Here is a 15,019-nt window from a genome sequence, read left to right on the forward strand (position 1 = left end):
GTAACCATGTCCGCTGTCGCCGAGTTGCTTTACTCGCGCCGCGTGCCGCAGGTCGCGGTGCTGGCGCTGATCTCCTTCAGCTTTGCAGGGTGCAGCGCCGACATGTCGTCGCGTCTGTCCCAGACCAACTTCTCCAATCCTTTCGCCTCCGAGCAGACCGGTTCGGTGCAGCAGCCACCGCCGCCGCAACGTGAGCTGCCGCAATATGCGCGGCCGCAGACGCAGCCCGGTTACTACCAGTCGCAGGCTTTGCCTCCGCCCGCGGTGTCTGCCCCGCAGTCCTATCCCGTTGCCTCCGGCGGCGGCGTGTCCGGCGGCGGACGTGGCGTCAGCTCATATGCGCCTCCGGCGCAACCGCATCTGGAGACCACGGCCACCGTGCCGCCGCGGTCGGTCGCGGCAGCCCAGCCGGCCGGCGGGACCAAGATCATCGTCGGCACCAGCGACACGCTCGACGTGCTCGCCAAGCGCTATCACGTCACGCCGCAGGCGATCCTTGCCGCCAACGGCTACAAGGGCCCGCGGGCGCTTTCGCCCGGCCAGCAATTGATCATTCCGTCTCCGGCGACGGCAGCGGCACCGGCGCCTGCGATGGCTCCGGTCGCGGCAGCGCCCGCGGCGAAGCCGGTCGCGGCCGTCGCGGCACCGCCGAGCACGCACTTTGTCAACCGCGGCGACACGCTCGCCAGCATCGCGCGCAAGAACCACATCTCGGCGGCAGAGCTCGCCCGTGCCAACGGCCTCGATCCGTCGGCAAAGCTCAAGCTCGGCACCAAGCTGACCGTGCCCGGCGCCAAGACGGCCGCCGTTGCGGCGCCGGTTGCTGCGGCTCCGGTCGCGGCTGCACCGGTGGCGGGAACGCTCCAGCCCGTTGCGGCAGCTCCGGCGCCCACCAAGATGGCTACTGCCGCCGCGCCCGTGCAGAGCGCGCGGCTCGCCCAGGCCACGAGCAATGTCGAAGAGAAGGCTGCCGAGACGCCAGCGAAGGCTGCGGAGGCCACCGGCGCGCTGCCGACCTTCCGCTGGCCCGTGCGCGGCAAGGTGGTGACGAGCTACGGCGCCAAGACCAATGGCAAGTCCAATGACGGCATCAATCTGGCGGTGCCCGAGGGGACGCCGGTCAAGGCGGCCGAAGATGGCGTCGTCGCCTACTCCGGCAACGAGCTGAAGGGTTACGGCAATCTGGTTCTGGTTCGGCACTCCAATGGCTACGTCACCGCATATGCCCATGCGAGTGAGCTGTTGGTGAAGCGCGGCGATACCATCAAGCGCGGCCAGGTCATTGCCAAGTCGGGTCAATCCGGTGAGGTGGCGTCGCCGCAGCTTCACTTCGAGATCCGCAAGGGATCGAGCCCGGTTGACCCGCTTCAATTCCTGAACGGGGCGTGAGGCGGCAGGGCACGCCATCACCACAAGGGCACTCTCGTCGCCCGGCTTGACCGGGCGACCCAGTACGCAGCGGCCTCTCGATCGATAACAACCGTTTCTGGAATACTGGATCGCCCGCTTTCGCGGACGATGACAGTTGAATTCGGGGTGGCAGCTCGCGCTAATTCGCCGTCAGCTTCACACCCAACCGCCCCGCCAGCTCCTGCACGAATTGCCAGGCGACGCGCCCCGAGCGCGAGCCGCGCGTCGTGGACCATTCGAGTGCCTCGCGCTCCAGCGCCTCGTCGTCGATCCTGATGCCGAAATGGCTGCAATAGCCGCGCACCATGGCGAGATATTCGTCCTGGCTGCAGCGGTGGAAGCCGAGCCAGAGGCCGAAGCGATCCGACAGCGAGACCTTCTCCTCGACCGCTTCGCCCGGATTGATCGCGGTCGAGCGCTCGTTCTCGATCATTTCGCGCGCCAGCAGATGGCGGCGGTTGGAGGTGGCGTAGAGGATGACGTTCTCGGGCCGGCCCTCGATGCCGCCTTCGAGCACCGCCTTGAGCGACTTGTAGGAGGCATCATTGCCGTCGAAGGAGAGGTCGTCGCAGAACACGATGAAGCGGAAGGCGGAGGCCCGTAGCTGCTCCATCAGGGCCGGCAGGCTCTCGATGTCCTCGCGATGAATCTCGATCAGCTTGAGCTTGTCGGCCGGTTTGCGCGTCCCGTTGATGCTGGCATGCGCTGCCTTCACCAGCGACGACTTGCCCATGCCGCGTGCGCCCCAGAGCAGGGCATTGTTGGCCGGCAGGCCATTGGCGAAGCGCTCGGTGTTCTCCATCAGGATGTCGCGCATCCGGTCGACGCCCTTGAGCAGGAACAGCTCGACGCGGCTCACCAGCGGCACCGCCGAGAGGCGTCCATCGGGGTGCCAGACATAGGCATCCGCCCGCTCGAACGACTCGGCCTCGGTCGCCGGCTTGCCCTGGGCGGAGAGGTGCGCCGCAATGGTCTCAAGGGCGCGGACGATGCGCTCCTGGGCGAGGTCTGGACCTGCCTTGGCGACGGCCGCCGTGGGGCGTTTTGCCGCGACGCGGGCGGGCTTGTTGGCAGGGGTGCGGGGGCCTTTGCCGGCCGGGCTTTTGCTATGGTTTCTGGGCATGTCCGAAGTTCCTGAGAACGCAGCCTTATCGGGCCTCACGGGCTGCCGCAAGGTGGCCCAAAAGGGCGGTCTGGCAGCGTTGCAATTGGGGCAATGGCCGCTATAGTCCGCGCGAATTTGACCGAACCGGTCGCCTTTGAAGGCCTGACCGGCTTTCCCCCGTTCTCACGAGGATCGTCCGAATGCTGATTACCCCCGCGTATGCCCAGGCCGCGGCCGCCGGCGACACCAACAGCATGTTGATGTCGCTGCTGCCGTTCGCCCTGATCTTCGTGATCATGTACTTCCTGATTCTGCGCCCGCAGCAGAAGAAGGTCCGCGACCACGCCGAGCTCGTGAAGAACATCCGCCGCGGCGACACCGTCGTGACCTCGGGCGGCCTCGTCGGCAAGGTCACCAAGGTGGTCGACGACGACCAGATCGAGTTCGAGATTTCCGACGGCGTGCGCGTGCGGCAGATGCGCCAGATGATCTCGGGCGTTCGCGCCAAGGGCGAGCCGGCCAAGGAAAGCGCAAAAGAGAGCGCCAAGGACGACGCCACATCGAAGTGAGCGCGTCCGCAAGCATCTCAAGTCTACTGATCTGACAGGTCCAGTCGATGTTGTATTTCACGCGGTGGAAGGCGCTCGGGATTATCCTGACGGCGCTGATCGTGTGCCTCTGCGCGGTCCCGAATTTCTTCCCCGAGGCCCAGGTCAAGACCTGGCCGGCCTGGGCGCAGCGCCGGCTCGTGCTCGGACTCGACCTCCAGGGCGGCTCCTATCTGCTGCTCGAGGTCGATTCCAACTACGTGAAGAAGGAGCGGCTGGATCAGATTCGCGACGACGTTCGCCGAACGTTGCGTGATGCCAAGATCGGCTTCACCGGCGGCGTCGCCGTGCGCAACGATGCGGTCGAGGTTCGCATCACCAAGGAAACCGACGTGCAGCCGGCACTCGCCAAGCTGCGCGAACTGTCCCAGCCGCTGGGTGGCCTGATGGGATCCAGCGGTCAGCGCGACCTCGAGGTGGTCGATGCCGGCGGCGGTGTGATCCGCCTCGGCGTCCCGCCGGCCGCGATGCTCGACCGCATGCGCAAGACCATTGAGCAGTCGATCCAGATCGTCGAACGCCGCGTCAACGAGCTCGGTACTGTCGAGCCCGTGATCCAGCGCCAGGGCAACGACCGCATCCTGGTGCAGGTCCCCGGTCTTCAGGATCCGACCCGCCTGAAGGAGCTGCTGGGCAAGACCGCGAAGATGGAATTCCGCATGGTCGACACCTCCGTGCCGCCGGATCAGGCGCAAGCGGGCAGGTTGCCGCCGGAATCCGAGCTGTTGACGAGCGCATCGCCGCCGCCCACGCCCTACGTGGTCAAGAAGCAGGTCCTGGTCGCCGGCGGCGATTTGACCGATGCCCAGGCAACCTTCGACCAGCGCACGGGCGAGCCGGTCGTCAGCTTCAAGTTCAACACCTCGGGTGCCCGCAAGTTCTCGCAGGCCACGACCGAGAACGTCGGACTGCCCTTCGCGATCGTGCTCGACAACAAGGTGATCTCGGCCCCGGTCATCCGCGAGCCCATCACCGGCGGCCAGGGCCAGATCTCCGGCAGTTTCACGGTGCAATCGGCCAACGATCTCGCGATTCTCCTCCGCGCAGGCGCGCTGCCGGCACCGCTCACGGTCGTCGAGGAGCGCACCGTCGGTCCGGGCCTCGGCCAGGACTCGATCGAGAAGGGCGAACTCGCCGCCTATGTCGGCTCGATCCTCGTCGTCGTGTTCATGCTCGTGACCTACCGTTTGTTCGGCGTGTTCGCGAACATCGCGGTGACCATCAACGTCGCCATGATCTTCGGCCTGCTGTCGCTGCTGAACGCCACGCTGACGCTGCCCGGCATCGCCGGCATCGTGCTCACCGTCGGCATCGCCGTCGACTCCAACGTGCTGATCTACGAGCGCATCCGCGAGGAGCTGCGCGGCGGCCGCAACGCGATCTCGGCGATCGACGCCGGCTTCAAGCGGGCGCTCGCCACCATCCTCGATTCCAACATCACCACCTTCATTGCCGCCGCGGTGCTGTTCTACATCGGCACCGGCCCGGTGCGCGGCTTCGCCGTGACGCTCGGCATCGGCATCATCACCACGGTGTTCACCGCCTTCACCTTGACCCGGCTGATCGTGGCATGGTGGGTGCGGTGGAAGCGGCCGCAGAGCGTGCCGATCTAGGAGCCTGATCGTGACTCAGACCGTTCTCATCGGGCTCGGCGTCCTCATTGCCATCCTCACCGTGGTCGCGGCCCTCGGCCTGTTGCCGTCGCTGCGCATCGTTCCGGACGCGACGCATTTCGACTTCACGCGCTTCCGTCGCATTAGTTTCCCGATCTCGGCCGCGCTGTCGATCGTCGCGATCACGCTGTTCTTCACCCACGGCCTGAACCTCGGTATCGACTTCAAGGGCGGTACACTGCTGGAGGTGAAGGCGAGGTCCGGCACCGCCGACATCGCGGCGATGCGCACCAAGCTTGATGCTCTGGGACTCGGCGAAGTCCAGCTGCAACAGTTCGGCGGCCCTGAGAACGTCCTGATCCGTGTTGCGGAGCAGCCGGGTAGCGATGCGGCACAGCAGGCAGCGCTGCAGAAGCTTCGTGGCGCGCTTGGCGACAGTGTCGACATTCAGCGCACCGAGGTGCTCGGTCCGCGCGTCGCCGGCGAGCTCCTGGCCTACGGCATGCTCGGCCTGATGCTCGCGATCGTCGCTATCCTGATCTATCTCTGGTTCCGGTTCGAATGGCAGTTCGCGCTGGGCGCCATGATCGCCAACGTGCACGACATCGTGCTGACGATCGGCTTCATGTCGATCAGCCAGGTCGATTTCGACCTGACCAGCATCGCGGCGCTTTTGACGATTCTCGGCTATTCGCTCAACGATACCGTCGTCATCTACGACCGCATCCGTGAAATGCTGCGGCGGTACAAGAAGATGCCGATGCCGCAGCTGCTCAACGAATCCATTAATTCGACGTTGTCGCGCTCGATCATCACACACGTCACGGTGACGCTGGCACTGCTCGCGCTGCTGCTGTTCGGCGGCCATGCCATCCACAGCTTCACCGCCGTGATGATGTTCGGCGTTGTGCTGGTCGGCACCTACACCTCGATCTTCATTGCAGCGCCTATCCTGATCTATCTCGGCGTCGGCGAGCATCGCGAGGATGCGCCCGACACGGCGACGCCGGCGAAGAAAAGCAAGGCATGATCCGAACCTCATGCCCTCGCAGGCGTTTGCGAGGGCAGTAGGCAGTAAGCCCATTCGGACGAAGCTCATGGTCGGCGATCCCAACGCTCCGCATTTCCCGCGCTCGGCACCGATCGATGCCTATGGCAAGGGCGGCTTCGCCTTTGCCGGGATGTCGCACCGCGGCTCGCTGCTCTGCCTGCCCGACGCGATCTGGGCCTGGGACGTGACCGACCCCGCGAAGATCGACCGCTACTCGCTGGATCGGGTGTTCGCGGCGGCCAACAGCATCGACACGCTGCTGGTTGGCACTGGAACCGGGTTGTGGCTGCCGCCACCGGAGCTGCGTCAGGCCCTCAAGGCGGTGCGGGTGGTACTGGACACGATGCAGACCGGCCCGGCCGTACGTACCTACAACATCATGATCGGTGAACGGCGGCGGGTTGCCGCCGCGCTGATCGCCGTGCCATGAGCAAGCCGGCGCCGCCGCCCGACTCCGTTGCTTTTTGCGCCGATCTCGTGCGCAGCCATGACTTTCCGCGCTACGCCGCGACCCTGTTCGCGCCGGCCGCCGAGCGCCGCGCGCTGCTGGCGCTCTATGCCTTCAACGTCGAGATCGTCCGCGTTCGCGACCAGGTGAGCCAGCCCTTGCCCGGCGAGATCCGCCTGCAATGGTGGACCGACATGCTGTCGGGCCACGTCCATGGCAGCGCCGAGGGCAATCCGGTGGCGGCCGAGCTGCTCCGCGCTGTCAGGGATTTCGACCTGCCAATCGAGCCGCTGTTGCTGCTTGCCGAGGAGCACCAGTTCGATCTCTACAACGACCCGATGCCGACCATGGCCGCGCTGGAAGGATATCTGGCGGCGACCTCATCGGCGCTGTTCGCCCTGGCAGCGCAGGTCTTGGGACCGCCTTCGGAGGCGGCCGAGCATCTCGCCCGCCATGCAGGGCTGGCGCAGGGGATCGTCCAGGTCATCGCCAATCTGCCGCGCGATGCCGCGCGGCGGCAATTGTTCGTGCCGCAGCAGGTGCTGGAGAAGCACAATTGCAGCATGGAGGATGTCTTCGCCGGCAAGGAGACACCCAATCTCCATGCGGTGCTGGAGCAGCTCGCGGGTGAAGCCCGGCAGCATATGACCGCGGCTGCATCGCTGCTGGCGCAGGTGGCGCCGCCGGTGCGGCCGGCGTTTCTGCCGTTGCGCCAGGCGCAGGCCGATCTCAAGCGCCTGTCGCGTCCGGGACGCAATCCGTTTACGTTGCAACCGACCTCGCGGTTGCGCACGCTCTGGACGCTGTGGCGCGCCTCGCGATCGCGTGAATTTACCAAATAGACGCCAGCTTATCGCCTGGGCCGTCCAAATGCTCTATGCTGTCCTATGGCTGACAGGTCCCAAAGTACGTCCGATTTCAGCGGCCTTCCGGTCGCCCCTGAAGACATTCACGCTGCCGCCAAGACCATCCAAGGCGCCGTCGTCGAGACGCCCTGCAGCCATAGCCGGACGCTGAGCAGCATCTGCGGCTGCGACATCTGGCTGAAATTCGAGAACCTGCAGTTCACCTCCTCGTTCAAGGAGCGCGGCGCCCTCAACCGGCTCACCGCGCTGACGCCGGAAGAGCGCGCGCGGGGCGTGATCGCGATGTCCGCGGGGAACCACGCGCAAGGCGTTGCCTATCACGCCAAGCGGCTCGGCATTCCCGCCACCATCGTGATGCCGATCGGCACGCCCATGGTGAAGATCGAGAATACCCGGCATCACGGCGCCGAGGTGGTGGTCACGGGCGCGACGCTGGAAGAGGCGGCCGCCTTTGCGCGAAGCCACGGTGAAGCGCACGGCATGGTCTTCGTCCACCCTTACGACGATCCGCTCGTCATCGCCGGGCAGGGCACGATCGGGCTGGAAGTGCTGAAGGCGGTCCCGGAGCTCGACACGCTCGTCGTCCCGATCGGCGGCGGCGGTCTGATCAGCGGGATTGCCATTGCCGCGAAGTCGATCAAGCCGTCGTTGCGGATATTGGGGGTCGAGGCCTGGCTGTATCCCTCGATGTACAACGCCATCCACGACGGCAATCTGCCGGCGCGCGGCGATACGCTCGCCGAGGGCATCGCGGTGAAATCACCGGGCAAGATCACCACCGAAATCGTCCGCCGCCTCGTCGACGATATTGCGCTCGTCAACGAAGCCGAGCTCGAGCGCGCAGTCGCGACCCTGATCTCGATCGAGAAGACGGTGGTCGAGGGCGCCGGCGCCGCCGGCCTCGCCGCACTGATGTCTGATCCGTCCCGCTTTGCCGGCGAGAAGGTGGGCCTCGTGCTCAGCGGAGGCAATATCGACACGCGGCTGATCGCCTCCGTGCTCACCCGCGAGCTGGCGCGCGAGGGACGGCTGACGCAATTGTCGCTCGATATCCCCGACAGACCGGGGCAGCTCGCCGCGGTCGCGGCGCTGCTGGCCGAGGCGGGTGCGAACATCATCGAGGTCTCGCATCAGCGGACCTTCTCCGACCTGCCGGCCAAGGCGACGCTGCTGCAGCTGGTCATCGAGACCCGCGATGCCGCCCATCTCGACGAGGTGATGGCCAGGCTCAGCGCATCCGGACTGAGCGCGCGCTGTGCGTAAGCGCAACGCGAGACCGAGTCGAGCCCTACTCGGGAAGGCCTGCAACGCGGAGGGCGTCACCCAGCGAAGAGGCTAGCGCCGGCGCGCAGTTGACGCCCTGGAACTGACGGCCGTAGCGGAACGTCGGGTGAAGCTCCAGCACCCGCGCGGCCGCCGCTTTCGCCTCCTGCAAGCGTCCCAGCTTTGCCAGCGCTGCGGCCAATTGCACATGGGTGATGCTGTGGCGAGGATTGGCCTGAACCGAGCGGTAAGCGGCGCGGCACGCCTCCTCATATCGGCCGCGATGGAAATGCCCGAGCGCCTGGGCATCGAATGCGGCGAATGCCCAGGAATCGAACGGGCTCAGCCGTAGACCTTGCTCGCTCCATTCGATGGCGCGGTCGGAATCTCCGCCCCAGCCGAGCACGACACTGCCGAGAATGTAGGTCAGCGCCGATGATGGGCTGATGGCGAGCGCGGCCTCGAACGCGGTGAATGCCGCGGAGCGATCGTGCCCGTCCATGCCGACCGAAAAACCCGCGAGCGTGAGAGCAAGCGCATCATCCTGGCCGTGAGCGATGGCCGAGCGCGCGTGGCGGATCGAAGCCTCGCGATTGGCTTCCTGCAAACCGGCCCGGAGAAACAAGCAATGATGGCACATCGCTGCATTGCCGTGCGCGAGTGCATACGTAGGTTCGAGCGCGATCGCACGTTCGAGCAACACGAGCGCCTGGGTGACCTGAGCTGGCATGCCGGAATCGACGTCCGGTTGGGCGCGCAGGACGAGATCATAGGCATCGAGGCTGTCTGGCCGCTTGCGCTTGACCCTGTTGATCTCGGCACGCCGCAGGCTGGGCGCGATGGCACCGACGGCGGACAATGCGATGTCATCCTGGAGGGCGAAGACGTCTTCGGACCGGCGGTCAAATCGCTCGGCCCATAAGTGCATTCCGCTCGTTGCATCGATCAACTGGCCGGTGATGCGGACCAGCGTGCCTATCCTGCGGACGCTGCCTTCCAGGACGTAGCGTACACCAAGCTCGCGGCCGACCTGCTTCACGTCCACCGCGCGCCCCTTGTAGGCGAATGTGGAATTCCGCGCGATCACGAACAGCCAGTTGATGCGTGAGAGCCCGGTGATGATGTCGTCGACCATCCCGTCGGCGAAATAATCCTGGTCAGGATCGCCGCTCAGGTTCGTGAAAGGCAACACTGCGATCGATGGCCTGTCGGGCAATGTCAGCAGCGGCGCTTGCGGCGTCGCCTGTGCGCGATTCGGATCGGACGTTGTCACGGTGGGGCCGACATAGCGATAGCCGCGGCGCGGCAGCGTTTCGATCCAATGCTCCTCACCGGAGAGGTCCGCCAGCGTGCGCCGCGCCGCCGCGATCTGGACCGTCAGATTGCTATCCTCGATGGCTTGGCCGGGCCAGGCCGTCTCGATCAAGGCGCCTTTCGAAACTGGCGCGCCAGCCTGCCGGACGAGGAGGGCGAGGAGCAGCACGGCGCGCCGGCCGAGTCCGGTCGGCTCAGCCCCGTGGAACAGGATTCCCGCCTCGACATCGAGCCGAAAGGGACCAAATTCAAGGATCGCGGCCATCGCCGAAGAAGGGCACATTTCGCAGGTTTTTTGCAACGTTTTCCGAACGGCTTCACTACTTTCGGGCTGACCTGGATCACTATCGCGGCTGCAACAAGCGATGGAGGGATACATGACCGCGAAACCCGTGATCCGCAGGCCAGGCGAGGCCGAAGGGGTCGTGCTGCGCGGCCAACCCATGGCCTTTCTGGTGACCGGCAAGGACACCAGGCACACGAGTATGTTCGACTGGACCATTCCGGCAGAATTCGCCACGGGCCGGCACGTGCATCGTGTTCAGGAAGAGACGTTCTACATGCTCGAAGGCGAGTGTGAATGGCATGTTGGGGATGAGATTGTCCGGGCAACCCCCGGGACCTTTCTCTTCATTCCTCCGGGCGTAGCTCACAACATCACCAACGTGAGCGAGAAGCCCGCCCGCGTGCTCATGACCGTCTCCCCGCCGGGACACGAGCATTATTTCGAGGAGCTGGCCAAGCTGACGGCCAGTGGACCGCCGGATGCGAAGGCCATCGGCGCCTTACGCGCCCGCTTCGATACCGACCAACTCTCGGCATTGACGTCAAGAGCTTGATGTCAGGCCGGCGCGATGGTGGACCGACATCACGGTCGAACCGGCCACGCCGGCTCCTTCTATCGTGCTGTCAGGTCAGGTCCGCCAAATGCGCGACCAGCCGATCGACCTCCGCTTCCGTGTTGTAATAATGCGGTGACGCCCGCACGAGATGGGGCAGCGAGCGACGCTCGGCATCGATGCGGGTGCTCGACGGGTCTGAAGCGCCGATCGTGATGCCGGCTGCAGCGGCGCTGGCGACAATGCCGTCCGCCTCGTGCCCGTCGATCGTGAAGCTGACGATCGCACCCGGCACACGTCCGAGGTCGCGAATGGTGATGCCTGGAAGGGCCGCAATGCCGCTACGAAGACGGTCGGCGAGCAGGCGGCAGCGCTGTTCGATCGGAGCGAGTCCGATCTCGAGGGCGTAGTCGACAGCCGCGCCGAGCCCAAGCCGGGCGGCGTAGTTGTTTTCCCAGGTCTCGAAACGGCGGGCATCGTCGCGAAGCCGATACTCATCGCGCGAGACCCAGGGCGCTGCGAAATGGTCGATCATCGGCGGCTCGAGCTGCTGCAGCAGCGCGCGGCGGACGTAGAGAAAGCCGGTGCCGCGCGGGCCGCGCAGGAATTTGCGGCCCGTGGCCGACAGCATGTCGCAGCCGATGGCTTCGACGTCGACCGTCATCTGTCCGACCGCCTGGCAGGCGTCGAGCAGATAGGGAATGCCATGCGCCCGCGCGACCCTGCCTATTGCAGCGGCCGGATTGACCAGCCCGCCATTGGTCGGAACCCAGGTAATGGCGATCAGCTTCACGCGTCGGTCGATCATGCGCTCCAGCGCAAGCACGTCGAGCTCGCCGCTAGCATCGCTCGGCACGACCTCGATGGTCGCGCCGGTCCGTTTCGCGACCTGAAGAAACGCAACATAATTGGCCGCGTATTCCGCCTCGGCGGTCAGGATGCGGTCGCCCTTGCGGAACGGCAGCGAATAGAATGCCATCTGCCAGGCAACCGTCGCGTTCTCCACGAGCGCGATCTCGTCGGGGGCGGCATTCAGCAGGCGCGCGACCGAGCCGTAGACCCCATCTAACCGCTCGGCTTCGCGATCGGCGGCGGCATAGCCTCCGATCTCGGTTTCGAGGTCGAGATGCTGCTTCATTGCAGCGACGACGGAGGTCGGCATCAGCGCCGCGCCGGCGTTGTGGAGATACGCGAGCCGGCTGGTGGCCGGCGTGTCGGCACGTATTCGGTCGAGGTCGATCACTCACGCCCTCCGCGTCTTGCGATGTCGTCCAGGAATTAGGCGCGTTGCCAAGCGCGAGCAAGATGGGCCGGCGCGCTTCAGATGCAGAGGCCGAGCAGCTTGACGTGACAATTGCCGGACTTTGGCCTGCTGGCGGGCGCGACCTCGCGCTTCACGGCAACGACGGGCTCCTTGTCCTTTTTCCTGCCTTTGCCCTTCGGCTCGTAGTCGCCGGCGATGACCATGGCCCAATAGGTGCGCTTGCCGCTGGCATTCCTGGCGCTCGCAATACCGACACGGGAGGCGTTGTGCAGCAAGAGATTCTTGCGGTGCCCGGAGGAGTCGATCCACTGGCCCAGCGTCTTCTCGAAACTGTCATAGCCGTAGGCGATGTTCTCGGCGGCGCGCCCCGCGCCGGCCGGTGCGACACGGCGGTTGAACGGGCCGAGTGCGTCGTGGCTGAGGGCGTCCTTCGCCGCCATCGCGCGGGCCTGATCCATGGCGATGCGATCGAGGGTGGCGTCGCGGACGACGCGGGCCTCACCATGCTTCTGACGGAAGCTGGAGATCAGCTCTGCCGGTGAGTCGGCCAGCGCGGGCGCGCCTGCCAGCAGCACAAGGCCAGCGATCGTTCCGCCAACCATACGATGCATCATCGTCCCCCGAGCGCCCATGATCTCTGCCAAATGTGCGTGATCCAAGCGCTTCTCGATCGCCATTGTGGAGGCTTCAAGGCGCAGATTCCGCGCTAGCTCGTTGGGAGCTTCGCCTCGAAATTGAAGCGGTCGCGCAGGTTCTTGCGCTGCTCCAGGATGTCCTTGAGGAAGGCGCGGTCCTGCTCGTTCTTCATCATCGGCTCGATCAGGTCGAGCTGGTTCATGGCGACCAGTTGCAGGACCTCCATGCGCGGCTTGCCGCTGGTGTTGCGTGGCAGGGCATGCACGACCTGGATGTGCTCGGGCGGCTTCGGTCCCTTGGCGGCGGCCAGCTCGCTGCGGAGCTGACCCTCGAGCGCGGCCTGATCGGCTTCGACGAAGGCGTAAAGCCCTACGCCGGAGCGGCGATCGGCAAAGGCGACGATGGCGGCGTCGCGCACGGCGGGATTTCGGCGGATCAACTCGGCCAGCACGGGCGCGTCGTTGACGAGCCGGCGGCCGCCGCCCTCGCGGTCGGTGAAGTTGAACAGGCCGCGGGTGATGGCGCGATAGACCTTCTTGCCGGTGGCGAGCCACAGGCTCGCGGCGAACGACTTCCTCGCCAGGATCTTTCGCTCTCGCGGCGTCAGCGCCTCGGGCGCGTAGGAACGCTTGTGCTTGAGCAGATGCCGGAGGTCTTCATAGGCGAGGATGCGATAGAGCCGGCCGCGGCGCTCGAAACACGCGGCGAGCTGGAAGTCGGTCACATAGGCGTGGCCGTCGCGGCCGACCAGCCAGTTCTGCTCCTTTGCAAGATCGTTGTGGCATATGCCGGCGCGGCGCAGCCGGCGCAGTGCGGCCTTGGCGGAGCGGAAATAGGCGACATCGCCATGGGGTTTTGCCAGATGCAGCGCGACGCCGTCGACGAAGCCGCGCACCAGAGCGCGGCGCCCGGCCCATAGCAGCTCGGGTCCGACGTCGAGGCCTTTGGCGCGCAGCAGGGCCTGCTTCTCGCGGGCGAACAGGTGGAGTGCCAGCAGGAACGACCACCATGGCACCTCGTCGAGCCGGCGCAGCACCGCGTCGATCTCGCCGCTTTCGTCGCGGAAACGGCCGCGCTCGACGGTCGAGAACACGTCGCGCTTGAGCATCACGCCTTCGGTCCAGCGCGCCGACAGCTCTGCGGCGTCCTCTTTGGGCAGGCTCATCGCAAACTCACGCGGCGGCGGCAATGCGCAGGTGGTCGGCGATCCAGCGATCAAGATCGGCGAGTGCCCGTGCGCTCAGCGCCTGCTTCTTGGCCACCGTCTTCTCGTTGCCGCGCAGCCGCGTGCCATCGGGCTTCTTCGTTGGCACGGTCGCGAGCGGTGGGAACAGGCCGAAGTTGATGTTCATCGGCTGGAACGAGCGGGTGCCCGGTTCGATGGTCTCGATATGGCCGCCGGTGATGTGACCGAGCAGCGATCCCAGTGCGGTCGTAGCGGGCGGACTGACAAGCATCTCGCCGCGCGCGTCCGCGGCTGCATAGAGACCCGCGATCAAGCCGACGCTAGCCGATTCCACATAGCCCTCGCAGCCCGTCATCTGGCCGGCGAAGCGCAGCCGCGGCTGCGCACGCAGCCGCAGCTGGCCGTCGAGCAGCTTTGGCGAGTTCAGGAAGGTGTTGCGATGCAGGCCGCCGAGGCGGGCGAATTCCGCGTTCTCCAGTCCCGGAATGGTCCGGAAGATGCGCTGCTGCTCGCCGTACTTCAGCTTGGTCTGGAAGCCGACGATGTTGTAGAGCGTGCCGAGCTTGTTGTCCTGGCGCAGCTGCACGATCGCGTAGGGTTTCGTGGTGGGATCGTGCGGATTGGTGAGGCCGACCGGCTTCATGGGACCATGGCGCAGCGTCTCGGGGCCACGTTCGGCCATCACCTCGATCGGCAGGCAGCCGTCGAAATAGGGCGTGTTGGTCTCCCATTCCTTGAACTCGGTCTTCTCGCCGGCGATCAGCGCGGCGACGAAGCCGTCATACTGCTCCTTGGTCATGGGGCAGTTGATGTAGTCGGCGCCGTTGCCGCCAGGGCCGACCTTGTCGTAGCGCGATTGGAACCAAGCCACCGACATATCGATGGATTCGCGGTGCACGATCGGCGCGATGGCGTCGAAGAAGGCGAGGGCGTTCTCGTCGGTCAGCTCGCGGATGGCCTCAGCCAGCGGCGCGGAGGTGAGGGGCCCCGTGGCGACGATGACGTTGCTCCACTCGGCCGGCGGCAGGCCGGCGACCTCGCCGCGTGCGATTTCGATCAGAGGATGATCGTTCAGCGCCCTGGTGACGGCAGCGGAGAAGCCGTCACGATCGACTGCAAGTGCGCCGCCGGCGGGCACCTGGTTGGCGTCGGCGGCGCGCATGATCAGCGAGTCGAGGCGGCGCATCTCCGCATGCAGCAGGCCGACGGCGTTGTTGGCGGCGTCATCCGAGCGGAACGAGTTGGAGCAGACGAGCTCGGCGAGCCCGTCAGTGCGGTGCGCCTCGGTCATGCGGGTCGGCCGCATCTCGTGCAGAACCACGGGAACGCCGGACTTTGCAACCTGCCAGGCAGCTTCCGAACCGGCGAGGCCGGCACCGATCACGTGCACGATGTTGGATTGGGGTCCTGTCATGG

Annotated in this window: 14 protein-coding genes; 8 read left to right on the top strand and 6 right to left on the bottom strand. The window is 65.9% G+C overall.

The genetic code is table 11. The features are described from left to right. Nucleotides 1–6: 6 nt before the first annotated feature. The gene (locus HZZ13_RS09990) at nt 7–1,389 is read left to right on the top strand and encodes a LysM peptidoglycan-binding domain-containing M23 family metallopeptidase (RefSeq protein WP_197959432.1); all 1,383 of its coding nucleotides are present in this window, start codon (nt 7–9) and stop codon (nt 1,387–1,389) included. A 160-nt stretch (nt 1,390–1,549) separates the two neighbouring features. On the opposite strand, the gene HZZ13_RS09995 is transcribed toward HZZ13_RS09990, so the two are convergent. Then, nucleotides 1,550–2,533, bottom strand: a complete 984-nt coding sequence (locus HZZ13_RS09995) for an ATP-binding protein (protein ID WP_197959433.1) — start codon at nt 2,531–2,533, stop codon at nt 1,550–1,552. Between the two features lie 182 nt (nt 2,534–2,715). Between HZZ13_RS09995 and yajC the strand changes: the two genes are divergently transcribed. The 6 genes from yajC to HZZ13_RS10025 all read left to right on the top strand — a co-directional run bounded on the left by yajC (nt 2,716) and on the right by HZZ13_RS10025 (nt 8,364). Beyond that, nucleotides 2,716–3,084 (top strand): preprotein translocase subunit YajC, encoded by a 369-nt coding sequence (yajC, locus tag HZZ13_RS10000; RefSeq protein ID WP_197959434.1) that lies wholly within the window; start codon nt 2,716–2,718, stop codon nt 3,082–3,084. Nucleotides 3,085–3,131: 47 nt separating this feature from the next. Next, a complete protein-coding gene (gene secD / locus HZZ13_RS10005) occupies nt 3,132–4,736 on the top strand; it encodes a protein translocase subunit SecD (protein WP_197959435.1) in 1,605 nt (534 codons plus the stop codon). A gap of 10 nt (nt 4,737–4,746) precedes the next feature. Continuing rightward, the gene (secF, locus tag HZZ13_RS10010) at nt 4,747–5,766 is read left to right on the top strand and encodes a protein translocase subunit SecF (protein ID WP_197959436.1); all 1,020 of its coding nucleotides are present in this window, start codon (nt 4,747–4,749) and stop codon (nt 5,764–5,766) included. Between the two features lie 67 nt (nt 5,767–5,833). After that, nucleotides 5,834–6,217: an Mth938-like domain-containing protein gene (locus HZZ13_RS10015; RefSeq protein WP_197959437.1), complete on the top strand. Its 384-nt coding sequence runs from the start codon at nt 5,834–5,836 to the stop codon at nt 6,215–6,217. Next, nucleotides 6,214–7,077 (top strand): phytoene/squalene synthase family protein, encoded by an 864-nt coding sequence (locus HZZ13_RS10020; protein ID WP_197959438.1) that lies wholly within the window; start codon nt 6,214–6,216, stop codon nt 7,075–7,077. The genes HZZ13_RS10015 and HZZ13_RS10020 overlap by 4 nt, the downstream gene beginning before the upstream one ends. Before the next feature lie 45 nt (nt 7,078–7,122). Next, nucleotides 7,123–8,364 (top strand): threonine ammonia-lyase, encoded by a 1,242-nt coding sequence (locus HZZ13_RS10025; RefSeq protein ID WP_197959439.1) that lies wholly within the window; start codon nt 7,123–7,125, stop codon nt 8,362–8,364. Nucleotides 8,365–8,389: 25 nt separating this feature from the next. Here HZZ13_RS10025 and HZZ13_RS10030 read toward each other — a convergent pair whose 3' ends face one another. Beyond that, the gene (locus HZZ13_RS10030; RefSeq protein WP_197959440.1) at nt 8,390–9,943 is read right to left on the bottom strand and encodes a winged helix-turn-helix domain-containing tetratricopeptide repeat protein; all 1,554 of its coding nucleotides are present in this window, start codon (nt 9,941–9,943) and stop codon (nt 8,390–8,392) included. 112 nt (nt 9,944–10,055) lie between these two features. Between HZZ13_RS10030 and HZZ13_RS10035 the strand changes: the two genes are divergently transcribed. Continuing rightward, nucleotides 10,056–10,517 carry a cupin domain-containing protein gene (locus tag HZZ13_RS10035; RefSeq protein ID WP_197959441.1) on the top strand — a complete coding sequence of 154 codons (462 nt, stop codon included), beginning with the start codon at nt 10,056–10,058 and terminating at the stop codon, nt 10,515–10,517. Between the two features lie 70 nt (nt 10,518–10,587). Here the strand turns inward: HZZ13_RS10035 and HZZ13_RS10040 are convergent, their stop codons facing one another. The 4 genes from HZZ13_RS10040 to trmFO all read right to left on the bottom strand — a co-directional run bounded on the left by HZZ13_RS10040 (nt 10,588) and on the right by trmFO (nt 15,017). Next, on the bottom strand, nt 10,588–11,760 hold the full coding sequence (locus HZZ13_RS10040) for an aminotransferase class V-fold PLP-dependent enzyme (RefSeq protein WP_197959442.1): 1,173 nt from the start codon (nt 11,758–11,760) through the stop codon (nt 10,588–10,590). A gap of 77 nt (nt 11,761–11,837) precedes the next feature. Next, complete coding sequence (locus tag HZZ13_RS10045; RefSeq protein WP_197959443.1) at nt 11,838–12,392, bottom strand: CAP domain-containing protein; 555 nt, start codon at nt 12,390–12,392, stop codon at nt 11,838–11,840. 95 nt (nt 12,393–12,487) lie between these two features. Next, complete coding sequence (locus HZZ13_RS10050; protein WP_197959444.1) at nt 12,488–13,582, bottom strand: AMP-binding enzyme; 1,095 nt, start codon at nt 13,580–13,582, stop codon at nt 12,488–12,490. 7 nt (nt 13,583–13,589) lie between these two features. Beyond that, on the bottom strand, nt 13,590–15,017 hold the full coding sequence (gene trmFO / locus HZZ13_RS10055; protein ID WP_197959445.1) for a methylenetetrahydrofolate--tRNA-(uracil(54)-C(5))-methyltransferase (FADH(2)-oxidizing) TrmFO: 1,428 nt from the start codon (nt 15,015–15,017) through the stop codon (nt 13,590–13,592). Nucleotides 15,018–15,019 lie beyond the last annotated feature (2 nt).

The organism is Bradyrhizobium agreste (assembly GCF_016031625.1).
Taxonomy (GTDB): domain Bacteria; phylum Pseudomonadota; class Alphaproteobacteria; order Rhizobiales; family Xanthobacteraceae; genus Bradyrhizobium; species Bradyrhizobium agreste.